Annotated in this window: 20 protein-coding genes, 1 tRNA gene, 1 rRNA gene and 1 other annotated feature; of the genes, 3 read left to right on the forward strand and 19 right to left on the reverse strand. The window is 30.8% G+C overall.

What is annotated here, in order from left to right:
• Nucleotides 1-263: 263 nt before the first annotated feature.
• From N4A57_RS00005 to N4A57_RS00020, 4 genes are all read right to left on the reverse strand, one after another.
• The gene (locus N4A57_RS00005; RefSeq protein ID WP_293655177.1) at nt 264-758 is read right to left on the reverse strand and encodes a hypothetical protein; all 495 of its coding nucleotides are present in this window, start codon (nt 756-758) and stop codon (nt 264-266) included.
• The gene (locus tag N4A57_RS00010) at nt 745-1,350 is read right to left on the reverse strand and encodes a TRADD-N-associated membrane domain-containing protein (protein WP_293655179.1); all 606 of its coding nucleotides are present in this window, start codon (nt 1,348-1,350) and stop codon (nt 745-747) included. Before N4A57_RS00010 ends, N4A57_RS00005 begins: the two co-directional genes overlap by 14 nt.
• Before the next feature lie 1,233 nt (nt 1,351-2,583).
• Nucleotides 2,584-2,659, reverse strand: a tRNA-Arg gene (locus N4A57_RS00015).
• A 30-nt stretch (nt 2,660-2,689) separates the two neighbouring features.
• Nucleotides 2,690-3,853 (reverse strand): D-alanyl-D-alanine carboxypeptidase family protein, encoded by a 1,164-nt coding sequence (locus N4A57_RS00020; protein ID WP_293655180.1) that lies wholly within the window; start codon nt 3,851-3,853, stop codon nt 2,690-2,692.
• A 151-nt stretch (nt 3,854-4,004) separates the two neighbouring features.
• Between N4A57_RS00020 and N4A57_RS00025 the strand changes: the two genes are divergently transcribed.
• On the forward strand, nt 4,005-5,987 hold the full coding sequence (locus N4A57_RS00025) for a methyl-accepting chemotaxis protein (RefSeq protein ID WP_293655181.1): 1,983 nt from the start codon (nt 4,005-4,007) through the stop codon (nt 5,985-5,987).
• 892 nt (nt 5,988-6,879) lie between these two features.
• On the opposite strand, the gene N4A57_RS00030 is transcribed toward N4A57_RS00025, so the two are convergent.
• The 11 genes from N4A57_RS00030 to N4A57_RS00080 all read right to left on the reverse strand — a co-directional run bounded on the left by N4A57_RS00030 (nt 6,880) and on the right by N4A57_RS00080 (nt 16,143).
• Entirely contained in the window at nt 6,880-7,674 is a 795-nt protein-coding gene (locus N4A57_RS00030; RefSeq protein WP_293655183.1) for an ABC transporter ATP-binding protein, read from the reverse strand.
• A complete protein-coding gene (locus tag N4A57_RS00035) occupies nt 7,649-8,542 on the reverse strand; it encodes an ABC transporter permease (protein ID WP_293655185.1) in 894 nt (297 codons plus the stop codon). Before N4A57_RS00035 ends, N4A57_RS00030 begins: the two co-directional genes overlap by 26 nt.
• Nucleotides 8,543-8,544: 2 nt before the next feature.
• A complete protein-coding gene (locus N4A57_RS00040) occupies nt 8,545-9,537 on the reverse strand; it encodes an ABC transporter substrate-binding protein (protein WP_293655186.1) in 993 nt (330 codons plus the stop codon).
• A gap of 291 nt (nt 9,538-9,828) precedes the next feature.
• Entirely contained in the window at nt 9,829-10,245 is a 417-nt protein-coding gene (locus N4A57_RS00045) for a HutP family protein (protein ID WP_293655188.1), read from the reverse strand.
• 23 nt (nt 10,246-10,268) lie between these two features.
• Nucleotides 10,269-11,165 carry a DMT family transporter gene (locus N4A57_RS00050; RefSeq protein ID WP_293655190.1) on the reverse strand — a complete coding sequence of 299 codons (897 nt, stop codon included), beginning with the start codon at nt 11,163-11,165 and terminating at the stop codon, nt 10,269-10,271.
• A 6-nt stretch (nt 11,166-11,171) separates the two neighbouring features.
• Nucleotides 11,172-12,008 carry a 4Fe-4S binding protein gene (locus tag N4A57_RS00055; RefSeq protein ID WP_293655192.1) on the reverse strand — a complete coding sequence of 279 codons (837 nt, stop codon included), beginning with the start codon at nt 12,006-12,008 and terminating at the stop codon, nt 11,172-11,174.
• The gene (locus N4A57_RS18605) at nt 12,001-12,141 is read right to left on the reverse strand and encodes a CD1871A family CXXC motif-containing protein (protein WP_293655193.1); all 141 of its coding nucleotides are present in this window, start codon (nt 12,139-12,141) and stop codon (nt 12,001-12,003) included. The genes N4A57_RS00055 and N4A57_RS18605 overlap by 8 nt, the downstream gene beginning before the upstream one ends.
• Before the next feature lie 13 nt (nt 12,142-12,154).
• Complete coding sequence (locus N4A57_RS00065; protein ID WP_293655195.1) at nt 12,155-12,703, reverse strand: TlpA disulfide reductase family protein; 549 nt, start codon at nt 12,701-12,703, stop codon at nt 12,155-12,157.
• 72 nt (nt 12,704-12,775) lie between these two features.
• Nucleotides 12,776-13,882 (reverse strand): HD-GYP domain-containing protein, encoded by a 1,107-nt coding sequence (locus tag N4A57_RS00070; protein ID WP_293655197.1) that lies wholly within the window; start codon nt 13,880-13,882, stop codon nt 12,776-12,778.
• A gap of 162 nt (nt 13,883-14,044) precedes the next feature.
• Nucleotides 14,045-15,322 (reverse strand): serine--tRNA ligase, encoded by a 1,278-nt coding sequence (gene serS, locus N4A57_RS00075; RefSeq protein ID WP_293655199.1) that lies wholly within the window; start codon nt 15,320-15,322, stop codon nt 14,045-14,047.
• Nucleotides 15,323-15,390: 68 nt separating this feature from the next.
• Nucleotides 15,391-15,604: a binding site (T-box leader), on the reverse strand.
• A gap of 56 nt (nt 15,605-15,660) precedes the next feature.
• Nucleotides 15,661-16,143 carry a hypothetical protein gene (locus N4A57_RS00080; RefSeq protein ID WP_293655201.1) on the reverse strand — a complete coding sequence of 161 codons (483 nt, stop codon included), beginning with the start codon at nt 16,141-16,143 and terminating at the stop codon, nt 15,661-15,663.
• A gap of 144 nt (nt 16,144-16,287) precedes the next feature.
• Here N4A57_RS00080 and N4A57_RS00085 point away from each other — a divergent pair, with 144 nt between their 5' ends.
• Together N4A57_RS00085 and N4A57_RS00090 are read left to right on the forward strand one after the other, a co-directional pair.
• Nucleotides 16,288-16,479, forward strand: coding sequence for a hypothetical protein (locus N4A57_RS00085; RefSeq protein WP_293655202.1), 192 nt, complete (start codon nt 16,288-16,290; stop codon nt 16,477-16,479).
• Nucleotides 16,480-16,797: 318 nt separating this feature from the next.
• Nucleotides 16,798-17,427, forward strand: coding sequence for a site-2 protease family protein (locus tag N4A57_RS00090; RefSeq protein WP_293655203.1), 630 nt, complete (start codon nt 16,798-16,800; stop codon nt 17,425-17,427).
• Nucleotides 17,428-17,481: 54 nt separating this feature from the next.
• On the opposite strand, the gene N4A57_RS00095 is transcribed toward N4A57_RS00090, so the two are convergent.
• From N4A57_RS00095 to rrf, 4 genes are all read right to left on the reverse strand, one after another.
• Nucleotides 17,482-20,244 (reverse strand): UPF0182 family membrane protein, encoded by a 2,763-nt coding sequence (locus tag N4A57_RS00095; protein WP_293655204.1) that lies wholly within the window; start codon nt 20,242-20,244, stop codon nt 17,482-17,484.
• A gap of 119 nt (nt 20,245-20,363) precedes the next feature.
• Complete coding sequence (locus tag N4A57_RS00100; protein WP_293655205.1) at nt 20,364-21,779, reverse strand: aminotransferase class I/II-fold pyridoxal phosphate-dependent enzyme; 1,416 nt, start codon at nt 21,777-21,779, stop codon at nt 20,364-20,366.
• A 177-nt stretch (nt 21,780-21,956) separates the two neighbouring features.
• Nucleotides 21,957-22,625 (reverse strand): GntR family transcriptional regulator, encoded by a 669-nt coding sequence (locus N4A57_RS00105; RefSeq protein WP_293655207.1) that lies wholly within the window; start codon nt 22,623-22,625, stop codon nt 21,957-21,959.
• Between the two features lie 144 nt (nt 22,626-22,769).
• A 5S ribosomal RNA gene (gene rrf, locus N4A57_RS00110) occupies nt 22,770-22,886 on the reverse strand.
• Nucleotides 22,887-22,946 lie beyond the last annotated feature (60 nt).

Here is a 22,946-nt window from a genome sequence, read left to right on the forward strand (position 1 = left end):
ATTTTCCTTTTATATATTCATCTATAAATAACACCTTAAATTCATAAGTGTATGTAATTGCACGTTCGCTAACTTTTAAAACATTTTTATTATTATTAAGTTTTTTTAATATCTTCTTTAGTGAATAAAATTTTGCTCATTTAATAGCCTCCTATTCTTATATTATATTGTATAAAAAAAGTACCCATAGTCTAAACACTTTTTTTCAAAGTGTCCATTCTATAGGTACCATTTTACATATATGCTCTTTCCTCTTCACTCAATCAATCTACAGCTAATTTAAACACACCTATTGCTACTGCAAGAATTATTAACAATACAAATTGCCCTAAATAAAGCCCCTGTAATAGTGCTATCAAAAAAGCAGCAACAGCCAAGACCATTAACCATGGATTTAAGTAGCCTTCCTTTACTCGCGTATATATAAATCTTATTAAAATTCCTGATACCATAATCCATAATAATGTACCTAATGAACATAATTCAAAAAGATTTCCAGCTTTCTCTGTATCATATAATAATACTCCACATAATATAGCTATCATAGAATTATTTTTCTTGTTTTTTTCTGAATCTATAACCTCTACCCCCAAAGATTCATCTATAGATTCAAACGCCTTATTTACAACTCTTGTCGCTGGATTCAATTCTTGTGTTCTATATTCTTCTAAAGATTCTATTGTATCTTGAGCTTGAATAGATGTGTAAATTGCAAATCCTATTAAAATAATAAAAATTAATTTACTAATTATTTTCATCTAATCCTCCACTAATATCTAAATTTTTTTCACTCTGAATCATCTTTTGAATAATATCTACTAAAATAACATCTCTATTTCTAACAGATACTTTTTCACAAGCATTTATAGCAATTGCATATTTTTCTGTTTGCCTTAAACTATCATGATACAAATTTAATTGATTTAAAGATTTTGTATACATCCAAAAAAACAACCCAGCAATAGAATCAGTTATCATACTAGAAATTATTGTATATTTTGCTACGTCTTTATCTTCTTTTATAAAGATTGCTACAATTCCAAGAAGTAAGATTACAAAACCAATGGAGCTAAAAAGACTTGCACTGAAGAAAGTTTTTCGAGCTTGTTGTTTACTTATTATATAATACTCTCTAAGCTCAGCAAGATTTCTAGCCATCATTTTTAGTGCATTATCCTCGAATTCTTCTACTATTTCTTTATTTATTTTCGAAATCTCATCTTGAGTTTCAATATCTTCTTTAATCCAATCCTTTTTTGACACTTTACTCTGTACAAACAATATAAAAGATGTTATAGCTGCAAAAACAATTAAAAATACAGTTGTAAATACTACATTATCCCAACTCATGCTTAACCCCTCTATCCTTTATTCTTCTTATACATTATACCTCACATTTAGCATTTTTTCACCAATATTATCCAATTTGCATCCCACCAATTATATCACTTTATATTTTCTATTGTAAATATTTAACTAGTTCACCTTATAATAAAATAAGATTACTCCTGAATCTTATTTAAATCTTTGCAATCCCTACCACTCACCAAATCCTCCGCGACATCGTAACAACGACAACTAAGATTTTTCAGAAATAACTAGCAATTAACTGAAAATCCCTCACAAAACAATTTCAAATCCTTATAAGGATTTAAATAATAAAAATATAATTATAACATGCACTAAACCTGTTGCAATAACTTGATTTCAGCATGATTTTATATTGATTTTTCTGTAATCACATGGTAAACTATCAATAAGTAATACATTCAAAACTGAATATATTAAATATTAGGAGGCAAAACTATGAGCTTATTCACTTATCCTAGGTGGTTTGAAATGGCTTTTAGCTTATGTTCATTACAGGCTGACTATTACACCATTTTCATCTATTTCATACTTTCAGTATGGTAGAAGAGGTACAACCTCTCTACGGTAAGTGATAAAAATATAATTAAAAGAGAGATAAATATTGATTTTATTTTCTCTTTTTTATTTCTTGGATATAGCTACATTGCACCAAAATCATCAATCTGTAAACTTTCTCTCCTTAAAATCACTAATATCATACGAATCCTCTACAAAACCCTAGCGATGTCGTAACAATAATCACAACTAGCTGCACTCTCCACAAAATAATATTTTCATTTTTCTAACTCCCAAAGGAAACCAACTGCTTTCACCATACATACAAAATACTCCTACTCTCTAGCTCTTTGCACTATCATTACAATCATAAACAATAAATATAATTATATATTTTCTAAACCTATTATTAGAATAAGTAGTAATAAAAATATAATGAGAAGAGGAGATATATTAATTTTATTTCTTCTTCTCATTTTTTGTATTTTCTTATCTACAATTATATTAAATACTATTTTGCCACCAACTCATCGATCCACAAATCCTCTTCCCTTGCAATCCTTAACATCCATCAATTCCTCCACGACGTCCTTTTGACGTCGAAACGACGACGACAACCAGTATTTTTTAGAAACAACTAGCAACCAACTGAAAATCCCCCTCAAAATAAAAAACCTCATCTTCCTTGAAAAATCAAGGAAAATGAGACTTATATTCTGGTGCACCCGAGAGGAATCGAACCTCCGACGCACGGTTTAGGAAACCGACGCTCTATCCGCTGAGCTACGGGTGCATTACATACCTATATATTAAAGTTACTAGTCTAGTTTGTCAACCCTAAAATGGCACTTTTAATTGCACATCCTAATATGGTGAATATATTCCTAAAAAATACACCTGGAGGAATGGTCTTATCCTCATTGCTTACTAGATCTACTCTTATTCTTTCCGAATTATATAATTCTAATTCCAAATTTCCTACCACTTGACCCTTTTTTACTTTCCAGTAGGTATTCTCTGGAATAATTATGTTTTGACTCTTTACATATTTATGAGGACTTACCCTCCAAATATTCTCCTTTGGAACAATTTCTACAGGAACTTTTTCTTCATTAAATAAGTTCATAGTATATTTATCCCTCTCCATATCTACTACCTTTTGCTTTTTAAAGTTATTGTCTCCAAATTCCAATAAGGACTTACTTTCCTTTACCCTTTCATAGTCATTATTAGTTCCCATAATCACACTTATTAGCCTAAACCCCTTAGCTGGCATGGTGGAAACTAGGCAATATCCGGCTTCATCTGTATATCCTGTCTTTAATCCATCTACCTGTGGCATTACTTTCAATAATTTATTAGTATTATCTTTTCTAAATCTTCTCTTTTCATTTACTAATGTTTTCATTGACGTAAGGGTTAACAATTCATCTTTATAATTCCTTATTAAATACTTGGCCAATATGTTAATGTCCTTTGCAGACATTAAATTTCCCATACCTTCTTCAGGCATTCCATTAGGATTTTCAAAGCGAGTATTTTTCATTCCAAGTTCTAGTGCCCTATCATTCATCATTTTTACAAATTCTTCTTCACTACCACCTATATATTCGGCTATGGCCATAGTGGCATCATTAGCAGAAGCTACCATCATGGCATCTATTAGTTCCTTTAATGTTAATTTTTCTCCTTCAACCAACCAATATGTGGATCCCCTCTCATTAGATGCATGTTTAGTTATGGTAACCATATGATCATAGGATACTAGCCCCTTATCCCTATATTCCATAGTAAGTAAATAGGTCATAAGCTTAGTTATACTAGCAGGAGCATATATTTCGTTCCCATTTTTTTCATATAATACATTTCCTTCTTCATCAGTTAGTATGGCAGCTTTAGCATTTGACTGAAAATCTAATGCAAATCCATTTAATGTAGTGCTAAATATTAATATAATTATAAAAAATATTTTTGTTATTTTTTTCATGTTAATCTCCCATCCATACATACTTTACATCTCTATAGTACCTTAAACTTCGCCAAAAAACTACCCCCTTCCTGTTTACATAACTTTTTTGTGGGTATTTTTACATTGTATAACAGCTGTTGAGTAATTCACATTTTTAGGAGGTATCACTTTGAAAAGTTTTAAGTTTAAAATAACTGTTTCTCTTGTACTTATTTTATTATTGTTAAGTCTTTCTTTAGAGTTTGTCTCTTACAATAAATTTTCTAATGCTCTACTTAATAATGCTCAAAAGGCACTACCATTATATGCAGATCAAACGGCCAAAATTATAGAAAGTCGCATTAATACAGAAAAAAAAGTAATAGAAACAATAGCTAAACAAGATAGGATTACAGATCCAAATGTTTCTTTAGAAGAAAAAATAGATTTGTTAAAGAAGCAAGTAAGTGAACCTATGTACATAATCACTCCTAGGGGCATGGCCTATGGAACTAATGGAAAAACCTATGATCTAAATGATAGAAAATATTTTAAAGAAGCACTATCTGGCAAAAGTTATGTATCTAAACCCATTGTAAGTAAGGAAGATGGGTCCTACGTAATAGTCCTATCTACTCCCATTGTATATGATGGGAAAATTGTAGGTGTTCTATCTGCAGATAAGTCAGGTGCTTTTTTAAGTGAAATACTTTCTGATATAAAATATGAAAAAACAGGCTATGGTTTCATAGTAGACGAAGAAGGTTTATTAATAGGCCATAAGGACATGGACTTAGTTTTAGCTAAACATAATTTATTAGATGAATCTGAAAGTGCTAATTCTGATAGTTTAACTAACATGGTTAATAGGATGATAAAAGGAGAAAAGGCCTTTAGTTATTATAGTTTTAAGGGAGTAGACAAGGTGGGTGGTTATGCTCCTGTAAATGGAACTAGCTGGTCTGTAGGTATTAGTGCTCCAAAGGATGAAGTTCTTCAGATTTTATCTGACTTTAAATCTTCTCTTTTTATAATTACAGGGTTTGTTTTAATACTATCTTTGTTAATATCTTTCATAGGAGGAAATCTAATATCAAAACCTATAATATTAATTTCAAAACATGCAGATAAATTAGCAGATGGAGATTTAACAGGTCATATAGATAAATCTTTACTTAATAGAAAGGATGAATTTGGTACTTTATCTAGATCCTTTAATATTATGATTGAAAATATAAGAAATCTCACTTTAAAAGTAAGTGATTCAGCCGATAGGGTAAGTGCATCTTCTCAAGAATTAACGGCCACATGCCAGCAAGTATCTATGGTTTCTGAAGAAGTTGCCTATACAGTTAGCGAAATAGCAAAGGGTGCCACTAATCAAGCTCAAGATACAGAATTAGGTGCATCTAAAACTATTGAATTAGGTGAAATTATAAATGAAAACCAAAATCACATAAATTCATTAAATGAAATATCTAGCAATGCTAAGGAACTTATAGAAGAAGGATTAGAGGCTGTTAATAACTTGACTGAGAAAAACCAAGAAAGTATGATAGTTTCTAAAAAAATATATGATGAAATACTAAAAACTAATGAAAGTTCTCAAAGGATAGATTCTGCTAGTACTATCATTACTTCCATTGCAGAACAAACTAATTTACTTGCATTAAATGCGGCCATAGAGGCGGCTAGGGTAGGAGAAGCTGGTAAGGGATTTGCCGTAGTAGCCGATGAAATAAGGAAACTAGCAGAGCAATCTGCCAATGCTACTAAGGAAATTGATAACTTAGTTAAGGAACTTCAGGAAAACTCTCAAAACGTAGTTAAGATGATTGAAAAGGTATCTCAAGTAAACGAAGCTCAATCTGAAAGTGTTTCTATAACAGAAGAAAAATATAATAAAATATTTAATTCTATTGTGGTCACTGAAAAAACTGTAGAAGATCTAAACATATCAGAAGAAAAATTATTAAAGGATAAGGAAGAAATAGTGGATATAATCCAAAACCTATCTGCCATAGCAGAGGAAAATGCCGCTTCTACTGAGGAAGTAGCCGCTAGTAGTCAAGAACAAACCACATCCATAGGTCAAATAGCTTCAGCTAGTGAACATTTATCCCTATTATCTCTAGAATTAAAAGAAGCACTTTTAAAATTCAAATTAGATTAAGAGGATTATTAAATTTAATAATCCTCTTTATAGATTTCGTAACACTAAGATTTCTTTATACAGTAACTTGTCTATAAGGGAAACCATTGAAAATCTTTGGAACCCTGGAACGTCACAACATCCTATGCTACTCCAACATGAGTCATGAACCTATATACGAAGATTCATACTTTCGCTTGTGACAAGGACTTGGGTGGAAAAGATTTTCAATATATTTTCCTGAAATAGGCTCACATAAAGCTGGTTTATAAATACGAAATTTATATATATTCTAGAGTTATACACAAAAATATTAAATATAAAGTGTAATCATTAGATTCTGTGGATAAATCCATGTCATAAAATTACTTATTAACACTTTTTTATATTTTTTTCAACATATGTTGATTTCTTTCTCCATTATACGGCATAAGGTAAAAATTAACTTATTAAGTTATCCACACGAAACTGTTCATAACTTAATAATATTGTGGATAGTTTTAACTTAATCTACAATATGTAGTTAAAATCCACGACCATATACCCTATATATGATATTTACATTGTGTACAAGTCTATAATAACTTTTCCACAGACCTGTTATTAAATAACTGTTCCTAATAAACCTATAAATTTCTTGATTTTAGAATTATTTTATACAGTAACTTGCCTACGAAGGAAAATATATTGAAAATTTTTGTAACCCTGGAACGTCACAACATCCTATGCTACTTGGACATGACGCGTGAACCTATCTACGAAGATTCACACTTACGATTGTGACAAGGACTTGAGTGGAAAAAATTTTCAATATATTTTCCTGAAGTAGGCTCACATAAAGCCTGTTTTCACATAAAAAATCTATATAGAAAAAAAATAAGAGAAACGAATTCGTTTCTCTTAGTCATATGCCTTAATTAAATAAAGCCCTATCACTTAATATATTTTTACTTTGTATTTTCTCAAATTTCTTTAAAAGACCTTCTATAGTAAGATTTCTTTTTTCTTCACCTTTAATATCTAATACAACTTCTCCACCATGGAACATTAACAACCTATTGCCCACATTAATAGCTTGCTCTAAGTTGTGAGTAACCATGAGGGTAGTTATATTATTCCTATTAACCACTTCTTTAGTTAACTCTATAATCCTTTCAGATGTTTTAGGGTCTAGGGCTGCCGTATGCTCATCTAATAGTAATAATTTAGGCTTTATAGCCGTGGCCATTATCAATGATAAGGACTGTCTTTGACCACCTGATAGTAGACCTACCTTTGAATTTATTTGATCCTCTAAACCTAAATTTAAAGTAGACAATATTTCCTTATATTTAGGAATATCCTTTTTCCTAACACCCATGGATAAATTAAATTTCTTTCCCTTATTAAATGCCATGGATAAATTCTCTCCTATGGTCATACCTGGGGATGTTCCCATGGATGGATCCTGAAATACCCTACCTATAAACCTGGTTCTTTTAAATTCCTCTAGATGAATTATCTCTTCTCCATCTAGCTTCATGGACCCTTCATCACTTTCTATTGATCCAGATAAGAGATTTAAAAAAGTAGATTTTCCAGCTCCATTACTACCTATGATAGTTATAAAATCCCCATCTTCTATATCTAATGAAAAGTTTTCAAATACCTTCTTTTCATTTACACTATCCCTATTAAATGTTTTACAAAGATTTCGTACCCACAGCATTTTGCCTACCTCCTATGGTGAATGTTTTAAATTTAAAGGTCATCTTTTTATTATTTAATCCAAGCATTAATGCAACTATTAAAGCTGTAATTAACTTTAAATCTGTAGGTGGGAATCCTAATTTTAAAGCTAGTGCCACACTGGTTTTATATAATATACTTCCTAAAAGGGCCATGGTAGTTAAATTTATTAACTTAACCTTTTTAAATATGGATTCTCCAAATATGATTGAAGCCAGACCCATGACTATTATTCCCGTTCCCATACCTGCATCAGAAAATCTTTGGTATTGGCATACCAATGCTCCAGATAAAGCAACTAATCCATTTGAAACCATTAATGCTGCAAATTTCGTAAGGCCTATATCTATGCCTAATGATGTTACTAATTTAGGGTTATCTCCTGTGGCCCTTATTAAAAATCCAAACTTTGTATTTAAAAATATATCTAGCATATATTTAACGCTTATAGCTATAATCATTATGATTACTAGCTTTGGGACCTTTATATCAAATACACTATTTTGTGAAAATAGGGGTATATTTGCTTTTCCCATTATTCTTAAGTTTATGGAGTATAGTCCTATCATCACAAGTATCCCTGATAACAAATTAGTTATCTTTAACTTTACATGTAAAAATGCAGTTATGGCTCCTCCTAATAATCCTGCCACAAGGGCTGCCAGTGTGGCTATTATTGGGTTTACCCCCATAACTAGTAGTTTTGCACAAATACTTGCTCCAAGTGGAAAACTTCCCTCAACAGATAAATCTGGAAAATCTAATATTTTATAAGTTATATATACTCCTAGTACCATTATTCCAAATATAAATCCTTGTTCTAATATATTTATAACAAAACTATTCATAATTACTTCCCACCTTTAACTAATTCTGCTCTCTTTAATAAATCTTCACTAATCTCTAAGTTTAACTTCTTAGCCGTATCTTCATTAATAACTAATTGAGTATCCTTTAAAGTGCCTATACTAATTTCACTTGGCTTTTTACCATTCATAACTTCTATGGCAATCTTTCCTGTTTGGAATCCTAATTTAAAGTAATCAATACCTTCTGTAGCCAATGCGCCCCCTTCTACTTGAGCTTTTTCTGCTCCAATAACAGGAACCTTATTTTCTATACACTTTTCTGCCACAAGGGGCATTGCTGATGCTACCATATTATCTGTAGGTACATACAATACATGAATATCCTTAATAATAGATTCTAAACCTTGAGAGATTTCATTTACGTTAGTAATACCAACTTTAACTAACTCCATATTAAATTCCTTACTTAGTTCCTCTGCCATCTTCACTTGGACTTCTGAATTTGCTTCACTAGTGTTAAATATTACACCTACTTTTTTAGCATCTGGAACTAACTCCTTTAAAAGTTCAAATTGTCTTTTTATAGGTGTCATATCTGATGTACCTGTCACATTATTATTTGATGATTCTAAAGAATCTGCCAGGCCTGCTTCTACAGGGTCAGTTACGGCTGTTATTACTATGGGAATATCCTTAGTTACGTTGAATGCAGATTGAGCTGAAGGTGTAGCTATGGCAAGTATCATATCCTTTTTAGAAGATACGAAGTTTTGTGCTATGGTTTGAGTAGTAGGTATATCTCCTTGTGCATTTTGCACTTCTATATCTATCTTATCCTTAAGTCCAGCTTCTTCAAATGCAGCTATGAATCCCTCCCTAGCTCCATCTAATGCTGGATGTTCCACTATCTGTGTTACTCCAATTTTAAATTTACTATGGGATGAAGTTTCCACCTCTTTATTGGCTCCACATCCACCTAGTATTAATAACCCAATTAATAAAATTCCTATAATTTTTAAATTTTTAACTACCATTTTACCATCCTCCTGATTTTTAATTTTGCCATAAAAAAAACTCCCCCATTAGGAGAGTTGTGTTTTTTGACAATAGTAAATAGAACTCTTTTAAATAATCATTTAAAGAGCCATTCCTACCCATATTTCTCTACCTAACTACCATGCTACCTCTTTTTTTAATTCCATCTACCATTCTACTAAAATATGTCTCTCATTATAAATTAACTTGGATGAAAAGTCAACATTTTCAAAATTTATTTTTTTTTTGTTAAAAAAGAGAAAAGCCAAAGAACTTTTCTCCTTATACCTTTATTCTCTAGGTAAAGATCTATGGGCAAGACCTATTACAACTTCATTTAGATGAAGTAGTCCTATGCTCATAAATATACATACACTTAAATGTTCTTCATGTCTAGCAATACCTATCTTACCACCTACATTTAACCCTGTAGCTTTGGCAGATACTTGCATTATGGCATCTCTAGCAGCTCCTGCCACCGCACCATCTTGCACATGGCATTCCTTTATTACGCCAGTTCTTCTTGATGCTACTAGGGCCCTTTCTATTATTTTAGGTATGGAATCAATTAAATTACCACCTATATTAACGGCCACAGCCTTCATGTCTTTCTTTTTTAATTCTTGTACCATTTTATCTTCTATATCTCTATTTTCAGTCATTGCCATCTCTATGGCTGCCCTTGCTACACTCATACTACCTATCATAAATACCTCCATTATTATTTGATTTAAAGTCTCTCTACTCCTATAGCCTTTTTATTGATTATTTGGCTAAAATCCACTTCTGTTACTATTATGGCTATAAATATTATGCCACAACCTATTATCATAAATTTATTTAAAATTTCATTTAAAAATATTACACTAAATATGGTTCCAAATACGGATTCTAAGGCCAATATTATGGCAGTATGGGTAGATGTGGTGTATCTTTGGGCCACATTTTGAATCAAAAATGCCAAGGTAGTTGAAACTAGTGCTAAATAAAGGATACCTGGCACTGCACTACTATTAAATACAGGCATGGGCTCTGTAAATATACCTATAATTAAAGATATTATACCTGTAACCCCTATTTGCAACGTGGCCAACACATAAGGATCTACCTTACTTGCAAAATGCCCTATACTACATATATGGGCTGCAAATAATATGGCACATATTAAAGTAAGAATATCTCCCGTTGACATACTATTTAAACTTCCATCAAAAGTTAAAAATCCCACTCCTATCATAGTAAGTGTAGCCCCTATTAAAGGTTTTATCCCTGGAAACTTTCTACTTACTATCCACACTAAAAAGGGTACTATAACCACATTAGTTCCTGTTAAAAAAGCTGATTTACTAGCTGTAGTATATTGAAGGGCTACCGTTTGGGTTGCAAATCCACCAAATAAAAATAAACCTATTATTACTCCAGCCTTCAACTCTTCCTTTGATATTTTAAACATTTTTTTATGAAATACGGTACTTAAAACTAAAAAAGATATGATAAATCTAATCCCATTTAAATAATGGGGAGTAAAAGAATCTAATGCATTTTTAGTTACTATAAAACCAGACCCCCAAATTATGGCCACTATTAAAAGGCATAAATCTGCGTAAATGCTTTTTTTTAGTATCATTCCTAATCACCCCTTATGACATATAACTTTCTTTATAGATTTAGTAGGACATACCTTAACACATTCTTCGCACCTTATACATTCAAAACTATTTGGTTTTTCATATGTGGGTATGTTTAGTTTACATGTGGCTTCACATTTGCCACATTTTATACAATTATCATCTACTTTATATTGATACAAACTTATAGGATTAAATAATCCATATATGGCCCCTAAGGGACATATGAATCTACAAAATGGCCTAAATATTATTATTGACCCTAAAACCACTAATATTAATATACTTAGTTTAAACAAAAACAAACCACCCACTATTTCCCTTAAAAAGGGATTCATCATAGTAAGGGGTATTCCTCCTTCTAAGGTACCTGCTGGACATACGTATTTACAGAATGTAGGATCTCCTATGCCCTTTTTTATGGATAAATACATTGGAATTAATAACACTGGAAATATTAGCATAAGATATTTTAAATACTTTAAAAATCCAAAAAACTTACTTTTACGTATTTTTTTACTAGGTATTTTGTATATGATTTCCTGAAAAAAACCAAAGGGACATAAAAAACCACATATCCATCTACCAAACAGAGTTCCAAATAAAATTAAATATCCAACAACATAAAATGAAAAATTATATTTTATAGACCCAACAATAGCCTGTAATGAACCTATAGGGCAAGATCCTAAAGCCCCAGGACAGGAATAACAATTTAATGATGGAACACAAAGGGCCTTCAAATTTCCCTTATATATTTTTCCACTCAAAAAACCTTTAAAATATCCATTTGTTATTATGGTACTACTTAACTGAATAAGTCTTCTTTTTAAATTAACCAATTCCAATACACTCCAAACATATGTTAATAGCCTTAATCAACACCTGAGCCATTTCCCTTCTATATATGCCTGTTATTATGAATATAATACCAATGATGAGCAGTAAATTGCTCATCATTTTTTTATTTAACATATTATATCTCCTTTTATTGATTTTCCAATAATTCTTTTACTATTTCATCATAATCTTCAAAGGATCTTGATCCTACTACTATTTTTCTTAATACTTCTCCGTTTTTATTTACAAATATAGTAGTAGGTACTGCATCAAAATTTGCTAATAATCCTTCTATATTCCTATTTGGTACAAAGTTAGTATATGTGGCTCCCTTTTCCTTTAATAACTCTTTAGCTCCATACTCGTCCCTATCTACTATAATTCCCATCAATCTAAAATTCTTATCCTTATATGCTTCACTTAGTTTTTCTAATTCTGGTAACTCTTCTATACATGGAGGACAGAAAGTTCCCCATATGTTTATCATAGTTATATCATAGTTCTTAAAGTCTTCATTACTAACTTCATTTCCATTTAAATCATTTAATTTAAATTCTGGAAATTTAGCCAATCGTTCTTCAACTTTTTCTTTCTTTTCAACTTTAGGAGTTTCATTCGTTTTAACTTCTTTTTTTCCACACGCTCCTAATGATAATACTAATACAATTGTGAGTACTAATCCTAATATTTTTTTCATAAATATTCCTCCCTTTCTTTAGATATATTCAAAAATAAGTTAGTCATTTCGCCCATTATTTTTTTATATACCCTATATTTCATGACATATACCAGTTATTACTATGTTCTTCTCTCTTATTAAATCACATAAAAAGGGTTCCACTATTTTTCCTTCTTGCTTCACTATTCTAACTAGGGGTCTTAACATGTATAAATTATTTATGGCTTCTACTATTCCTATAGAATCGTTACTTAGATATACAGCTGTGCCTACAGGGAAAGGGTTTACCTTCTTTACAAAGGTCTTTACTATGTCTATATTAAAATATCTTCCTCCAGCTCCCATTATAAGCTCTACAGCATCATTAGGTGGTAGTGCCTTCCTCTGGGGCCTATCAGATGTCATGGCATCATAAACCTCTGCTACTGCTCCTATTTTAGATAAAGAATAAATCTGAGGATCCTTTAATCCAAAGGGATATCCTGTACCATCTACCCTTTCATGATGTTGCAAAGATATTATCCTTATCTTATTACTTAAATCCGTATTGTCCTTTAAATAGTTATATCCCCTTACCGTATGGTCCTTCATAATGGCAAACTCTTCTTGTGTTAAATTGCCCTCTTTATTTAACAAGTCTGATGGAATAAACATTTTTCCCACATCATGAAGTAACATGCCCATAGTAAGGTCATATAAATCATTTTTATTAAGGCCATGACCAATTCCTATTACTAATGCTAATATGGCAGAGTTTACACTATGGTTAAAGGTATAACTATCCATGCTTTTAATATCTACTAGGTTTATCATTAAATCATTTTGAGTAAATATATCATCAACTATCATTTTAGCAAGTTTTTGCATATCGTCTATCTGTTGATCCTTTTGCTTTTCTAATACCTTTTTAGCAAACTTATTTTTATTATCATCATCTAAATCTACTATAGTATTTAAAGTAGCCCTTATGGTTGCTATAGCCTTTTGTCTCACCTGTGGCTTTATAATATCATCTAATTCTCCTTGAGAATATTCATCTATTATATATATGGAATAAAAAGAATGTTCCTTTATTCTTTTTAATAACCCGTCAGTTAATCTCACACCTTTAGATAGTAATATTTTGCCTTGGTCGTTGTATAATGCTTGTGCTAAAAAAGTCCCCTCTTTTACGGCATTTATTGGGACCATTCTCATATCTAGTCCTCCTTTTTAATCTTACTCCATCTTATAATTTTATCATAAAATTAGTATAAAAGTAGGAATAGTAGGTTTTTTCCCTTTTTAATTTTAATTTAATAAAAATCAAAAAATAAATGTAGCCATATTTATGACTACATTTATTTTTTTTAATATGCCTTATTTAGTTATTTTTTCAAGTCCACCCATATACGCTCTTAAAGCTTCAGGAATAACTACAGATCCATCCTCTTGTTGATAGTTTTCTAATATGGCTGCTACAGTTCTTCCCACTGCAAGACCAGAACCGTTTAATGTGTGTACAAATTCAACTTTTCCCTTTTCTTCTGGTCTAAATCTAATATTAGCACGTCTAGCTTGGAAATCTTCAAAGTTACTACAAGAAGAAATCTCTAAATATCTATCATAGCTTGGCATCCAAACTTCTATATCATAAGTCATGGCAGAGCTGAATCCTAAGTCTCCTGTACAAAGTTTTACTACTCTATATGGAATATTTAATCTCTTTAATACTTCTTCTGCTGCTAATAGTAAAGATTCTAGTTCTTCATAAGATTTTTCTGGGTGAGCAAACTTAACTAGCTCAACTTTGTTAAATTGATGTTGTCTAATAAGGCCTCTGGTATCTCTACCTGCAGATCCTGCTTCCTTTCTAAAACATGGAGTATATGCCGTATGATAAACAGGTAAATCTCCTTCTTTTAGTATTTCCTTAGCATAAAGGTTAGTTACTGGAACTTCTGCCGTTGGAATTAGGAAAAAGTCCTTACTTGGTAAATGAAACATGTCATCTTCAAATTTAGGAAGCTGTCCCGTACCTGTCATACTGTCCCTATTAACCATAAATGGTGGTAATACTTCTTCATATCCATGTTCAGTAGTGTGTAAGTCTAACATAAAGTTAATAAGAGCTCTTTCAAGTCTTGCTCCAAGTCCCCTATATACTGTAAATCTAGCTCCTGTGATCTTAGTAGCCCTTTCAAAATCTAATATTTCTAAATCACTTCCCACGTCCCAGTGAGCTTTAAATTCAAAGTCAAACTTTGTTGGTTCTCCCCATTTTTTCACTTCTTCATTATCCTCATCCGTATCTCCCTGTGGAACTGTTAGATTTGGTGTATTAGGGATTCCTAATAGGATTTCCTGAATTTCTTCTTCTATACCCTTTACCTTTTCATCTAATTCTTTAATATCACTAGATAGTTTTTTCATTTCAGCCATTATTTCAGTAGTATCTTTTCCTTCTTTTTTTAACTTAGGAATTTCCTTAGATACGGTCTTTTGTCTATTTTTCATCACTTCTACCTCTTGTAGAATTTCACGTCTCACCTTATCTAATTCTACGATTTTGTCTATTCCATAATGGCCCTTTCCACGTCTAGAAACTAACTCTTTAACCTCGTCTAAGTTAGTTCTAATTCTTTTAATATCTAACATAACATCTTCCTCCTATATATTTAAATTTTAATTTTTTCAATAAAAAAAAACTCGTCCCTGTATGTACATACAGGGACGAGATATTATCCCGCGTTGCCACCCTAATTGGCTAACTTAATTAGTCCTCTTTAATGCCCTTATCGACGGCCACCGGCACAACCTACTATAATTTTTCAGTTGGCTACTCCAAGATGGATTCAACAATAGATTTCATCGATTTACACCAACCATCGACTCTCTTAAGAAACCTCATTATCTACTATTTCTTTTCACAGTATCTTATATTAATTTTTAAAGTATTTTAGCATATTAATTTTTTTTTGTCAACATGGTAACTTCTAGAATCTCAAAAGACCTGCAACTCTCTTTTCCTTTAGAGCATAATACAATTGATCTACTCTTATTAAGTACAAATTATCCACATCTATGGGAACTAGCCTATCTCCACTATTTTTGCTTTCCAGTATATATAACCAAAGTCTATTATTTATTAACCAGGTTTCTAAATAAAGATTGTTTATTATATTTTCTCTTAATTTTAATCCTTTATACATTTTTTCTTCTAAAGATTCTATTTTTAATATATCTTTAGGTTCTATTATGGATATTAACTCTACCAATTCTATTATTTTTTGTTTATATACTTGATTTTTTTCTTCCTCATCTGAAAAATTTTCTATATAATCAATTTCTAAGTCCATCATTTCATAATATATTTCTTCTAGTTTTTCATTGTCCTTTTTAAAAATATATATTAATAGTGATTTTATAAATAGAATAGTAGTTTTTAATAAATAGGAAATGGGACTAGTGGCCTTCATACTTTAATACCCTCCCCTTAGAAATATGATGAATATATATTATTCTATGCTAAAAAACTTCCATTGTTGAACTAAACTTTAAGTATAAAAAATAAATAAAGGGACATACTTATACTAAGTTCATTTTCAAGGGGGAAATTAAAAATGTTAGATTTAGAAGTTTACGCCGAATTAGGCGATTTAAAGGAAACTGATTATAGGAATACGTTGGCAATTGCAACCATAATAGAATTATTAATTCAAAAGGGAATAATAACAAGACAAGAATTCGCCCGTATGGCCTCTAGGCTAGACCGGATGACTGTAGATGAAATAAAAATTTTAAGAACAAGATAGGATTCATCCATTACTTTTGCTCCCTAAAAAACCTCTCTCCATTACTGGAGAGAGGTTTTTATTTATATTATAGATTTCTTGATCTTAAATTTGTTTTATTACAGTAACTTGCCTACAAGGGAAACGATTGAAAATTTTTGGAACCCTGGAACGTCACAACATCCTATGCTATCTAAACATGAAATAGGCTCACATAAAGCAAGTTTATAAACCAAAAAATCTATAACTCCCATTTAAAAATTAATACTTTATTAATATTTGTTTGTATACATTATGTTATAATAGGTTGTTAAATATTTTAGGAAAAGGAGATTAGAAATGTCATTTAATATAATGGATAAATTATTATTATTACCTGGTATTTTAATAGGATTAGCATTTCATGAATATGCCCATGCTCAAATGGCCGTATGGCTTGGAGATGATACTCCTAAGAAGATGGGAAGGCTTACCATTAGCCCCCTTCCCCATATAGATTTTGTTGGATTCATATTTCTTTTAATTGCAGGCTTTGGTTGGGCAAAACCAGTGATGATAGATCCTAGAAATTTTAAGAACCCTAAAAGAGATGATGTGTTAGTTTCTTTAGCAGGACCTTTTATGAACATACTATTGGCAATATTTTTCTTTATATGTATAAAAATAATATTTGTCACTAATGATTTCATAGGAGAAGGAAGTTTACTTCATACTGTCATAAGGATTTTTTCATATGCAGCTCAGATAAATATAGTTTTATGTGTCTTTAATTTATTCCCATTTCCACCTTTAGATGGTTCACATATAATATTAAATCTATTTAATCTATATGAGAGTCCAAACTATTATAAAATCTATAATTTTTCTAGATTTGCACTTTTAATTTTAATAGTTACAGATATTATAGATAAATTAATATCGAAACCTATAGGATTTGTATATAATCTGTTAGGCAATATGATATTTTAAATAAAATAAAAGAACTCCAATAGTCAAATAAATTTGCCTATTGGAGTTTTATTATTATTTTTTATCCTTTAACTCTATTAGTATTCTCTTAACTTCATTTATATATCTACCATATTCAGACCAATTACCCTGTCTTTGGGCTTCTTCTGCCCTTATGAAGGCTTCATTTGCCCTTTCTATTAGGGTTATATTATCTCCATCTATTGGAAGTTCCCCAGGGGCAATTTCCTCACCTGGTATTTCTCCCCTTCTTCCAAATAAAGATTCTAATGCTTCCTTTAAAGTTTCCTCATAGGCTATTTTATCTCCATAGGCTACAACTACCCTCTTAACCTCTGGTAATGAGTTTTCATTGTCTGCCTTTAGATAAATTGGCTCTATGTAAAGTAGGGAATTTTCTATAGGTATAATTAGTAGATTACCCCTTATATAACTAGAACCCTTTTGTCCCCATAGGGAAAACTCTTTAGAAATAGTAGTATTTTGGTCTATCTTAGATTCTATTTGCATAGGACCATATACGTTCTTTTGTTTTGGAAGTTTATATAGTATTAGTTTTCCATAATCCTCTCCATCATTTCTAGCCATTAAAAGTGCCGTCATATTAGGCTTATTTTTAGGTGTATATGGAATGGATAATAAAAACTCTTCCTGATCTTCCTCTGGTAATTTCATTATGAAATAGTTTGATTCCATAATATCTGACTTATCGCTTCCACCATAGATTTCTTTAGCTATATCCCATAAATCTTCATTTTGATAAAATACATTTGTATTATTCATATGATATCTTCTATATACAATAGCTTGAATATCAAATATTGTTTGTGGATATCTCATATGTTCTTTTATTTTAGAAGGCATTTTATCCACAGATGTAAATAATTGTGGAAAAACCTTAGACATGGTCTGGATAATTGGATCTTTTTCGTCTGTTATGTAATATTTTGTATCTCCATTATATGCATCTATTACAACTTTTACAGAATTCCTTATATAATTTATTTTATTTTTATTATAGGGCTCTGCGTAAGGATAATTTGAGCTTATAGTATATCCATCTATAACCCAATACAATTTCTTGTCTGCCACTACCACATAAGGGTCCTTATCATATTCTATGAATGGAGCTATTTTCCTTACCCTTTCCTTTATATTTCTATATAGTAAAATTTTACTGTCATTTTTTATGTTTCCAGAAATAACAAGTTTCAAACTCTTTTCTCTTATGGCAAAGAGTATTTTGTTTATTCCATTTAACTTTATTCCTGCATCTCCCTCATAGAAGGTCTCTGCATTTTCATTTCCCTTTGGATAATCAAATTCCTTTTCCTTCGTGTTAGTTATAATATAGTCGTCAGTCAATTCTCCAAAATATATTTGAGGATAGTCAATTTTTAATTCTTCCATATTAGTTTTAGGAGGAATATCCTTAACTAATAATTCTGGCTGTCCTACACTAGTTATGGCATCTACTGGAGATAGGGCCACACCATATCCATGGGTGTATTTTAAATATTTATTTATCCATTGATCAGTTATTTCAGCTGAGTTCATTTCCCTTGCAGATAAAAACACTTGGGTTAACCCACCATTTAACATATATCTATCCACATCCACATCGTGGAATTGATAGTATCTTCTTATTCCCTGGCTTTGATTATAAAACTGCTTTGTAGGTCTATAATCATTTATTCTTATATTCTCTATAGTTCCCTTATTATTATCTATATCTTCCCTTGTTAAAGTATCTGTAGCTTTAAAATTTCTTTCTTCCACATTATTAATATTGTAGGCCATTTGAGTATATTTTATATTGTTCTCTAGGTACTTTCTTTCTTTAGATAATTCATCTGGCTCTACTATGAAGTTTTGAACTCCCATGGCAGCCACATTTCCTATTACACTCACTATTATCATTATAATAGGTCCACTTAAGGATAATTTAAAATTTTTCCTTTTAGCACCCACAACTAACAATAGGGCAGATACTATAGAAAGGCCCGACATGATTCTATATATCCATAGATTTACATTCACATCAGTGTAGCTGGCTCCATAAGCCACTCCCCTTGTGGAGTACATTAGATTATATATATTTAATAAATATCCTAATCCTATTAATATTAATAGGATTACACCTAATATTACTAACTGGGTAAGGGCAATATTTAATAATTGCTTTCCATTACCTAAGTCTAATTTATTGTTAAAACTTCTATTCATTCTTCTTGAATTTAACTCATCTTCATCTACAGAATTAAATATGGTAGGCCTTCTAGTTCCAAGCATTAGGATATAAAACAATACAGTTACTATCCCCATCATGACTATGAAACCTATAGACATATAATAAAATTGTTGTAATACGGGTAATTTAAATATGTAAAAGCCTATGTCTGTACCAAAAATAGGGTCTGCCACATTAAAATCAGTAGCATTCATAAATGCCAATATTTCAAACCAAGAACTTCCTAGCAAGGTAATACTACACATGAAAGCCACTATAGCTGCTATTCCTAATGCCAATTGATTTATTCTTTTATCACTTATACTTACACTATTACTTTGAACTTTTTTATAATAGGATTTTTTTAAAATCATTAAGTATATGTATATACCTATGGTTACAATTATAAAAGATGGTATACCTAATTTTAATTGTGTCATTAGCTTAGTTAAAAATACTTTGTTATACCCAAGTTCCTTAAACCACTGATAGTCTGTTGCAAATTCTATTATTGTATTAAATGAAAAGACTAAGAATAAAAGGGCTATAATAATTAAGCTTATCATATGGCTACCAAATCTTCGCAATACACTTCACCCCTGTCATTAATTTTTATAGGCCATAATTATTAAAATGAATATATGTTGTATGTAATAACAGCCTATATTACCTAAATTTTACTATACTATATATTATATTTCAAATTCTACTTTTCTATAACTTGTATAAACATTAGACTCTTATCCTTAATTCCTGTAAGGTTTATATGGTTATCCTTTAATAACTTAATATGATTTATTAAATCCTTGCTTATTTCTTCACCAGGACATAATAGTGGAATCCCTGGTGGATAAGGTATAATATATTCTCCACTTATATGGCCAATACTATCCTCTAATTTTATACTCTTTTTTTGACCATATGCGGCTTGGCGTGGATTTAATATTACCTTTGGTAACATATTATAATTTAAAGTTTTTTCTTCTATTATTTCTTTCTTTCCATAAACCTCTTTAATATGTTTCAATGCTTCATATAATTTTTCAAAATCATCCTTTATATTTCCTATGGTGGCAACTCCAACTATATGATTTGTATCGCTCATCTCCATTTGTATATTATATTTTTCATATAAAATTTTTTCCAACTTTGTTCCAATTATTCCGTATTTAGTCATATCTATTACTATTCTCGTTAAATCATAATCATATACATTGTATGGACTTAATTTTTTCCTACTAAAATAATCTATATCTATGTGCTCTAGTTTTTTATAAAATTCTTCTAAATTATTAATTAGATTATCTATTAGTTTTTTACCATCTTCTATTAATATGGATACGGTAGTATCTAGTGAATTCATTAATAAATAAGAAGGACTAGTACTTTGATTCATCCTAAGCATAAATTTTAACCTATCCCTATCTACCCTATTTCCCTTCACATGTATCATGGAGCTTTGGGTAAAACTCATTAATGTTTTATGAGTACTTTGGCAAACCATATCTGCTCCTGCTCTTAAAGCATCCATAGGTAGTTTTTCACTCAATATTAAATGGGAACCATGGGCTTCATCTACTATTAATATTTTTCCATATTTATGGGCTATTTCACTGATTTTTTCAATATCTGCACATATGCCATAATAATTAGGGTTCGTAATTAATATGGCTTTTATTTGTATATCTTCTTTTAATTTATTTTCTAAAGTATTTAAATCCATCCCCATGGATATGCCCCTATATATTTTTGGCATCATATACACAGGCTCTATGCCCCCCATGATCATTCCACTCACTACAGATTTATGACAATTTCTAGGTACCAATACCTTTTCTCCTGGATTTAAACTTGCCAGCAAAGCACTTATATTACCACTAGTAGTTCCATTTACTAAGAAAAATGTATTATCTGCGCCAAAAAAATTAGCTGCCCTTACTTGTGATTCCCTTATTATTCCTTCTGGACTATGTAAATTATCTGTACCTGGAATTTCTGTAGTATCTAAATCTAATATATTACTAATTCCATACTTTTTATATATTCTTCCATACTTATGACCAGGCACATGGAAGGATATTCTATCAATTGACCTCAATTTATTTTCTATAATATTATTCATATTTTCCTCCTACATAGATTTATCAACACAAAACTTGTTTTATGTGGGCCTATTTCAGGAAAATATATTGAAAATTTTTTCCATTATAGGCAAGTTACTATATAAAACCATTTTAAAACTACCAAATCTATAGTGTGAAAAAGTTCATAAAAAAAGACTACTTCATTACGAAATAGCCTATAGTTCAGTATTTTCTTCAACATTTTTTCTAGAATTTCTAATGTGACTAGCAATAGATTCTTTAGCCTTTATATGATCCTTTTGTAAAAATGCCTTCAAAACCTCTTCATGTTCCTTAATAGTATCATTTAATCTGCCTTCAACTTGTAGAGATTTCTTTCTAGTTTTTTTCATATAATATTGGAAGTTTCTAAGAATCTGTTCTAGATGGCGACTCTTTGTGGCTTCATATATGATCTCATGGAACTTAGTATTTAATTCTGCAAATTTTTCTATATCATTTTTAAAAGCATAAAATTCCATAAGTTCATGGGTTTCTTGAAGTTTTTTTAATTCATCTTCAGTTATTCTTTCTACTGCCCAACTGGCAGCTATTCCTTCTACAGCTTCTCTAATAGTAAATATATCATCTATATCTCTTTTAGATATGCCTCTTACTATTACGCCTCTATTAGGAATATTTTCTACAATTCCATTTAATTCTAATTGTTTTAGTGCTTCTCTTACGGGAGTACGACTTACGCCTAGTTCTTCCGCCAATTTAGCTTCTCCTAGTTTTTCTCCCTCTTTATACTTGTCATTTAGTATATCTTCTCTAAGAATATGAAATATTCTTGATGTAAGAGACATTCCTACCTTATCTTCATTTAAAGTACGACTAGCCATGGTATCACAACCTTATATTTACTGAATTTTAAAATATATTTTGATGTAAAAAATTTCATATGGTAACGTTTATAATTATAACACAATTCTATGTAAATGCAAATAAAAGCCAAAACGAATATTCGCTTTGGCTTTTATTATCTAAACTAGCAACGTCCTACTCTCCCAGGCAGTTACCCACCAAGTACCATCGGCGCTAAGAGACTTAACTTCTGTGTTCGGTATGGGAACAGGTGTAGCCCTCTTGCTATTGCCACTAGATGTGTTGAACAATGCTGAATAACAGAAATCTCCGATTTCGTCTTTATTCAGTACTAAGAA

This window comes from Anaeromicrobium sp. (assembly GCF_025210435.1).
Classification (GTDB): Bacteria; Bacillota; Clostridia; order Peptostreptococcales; family Thermotaleaceae; genus Anaeromicrobium.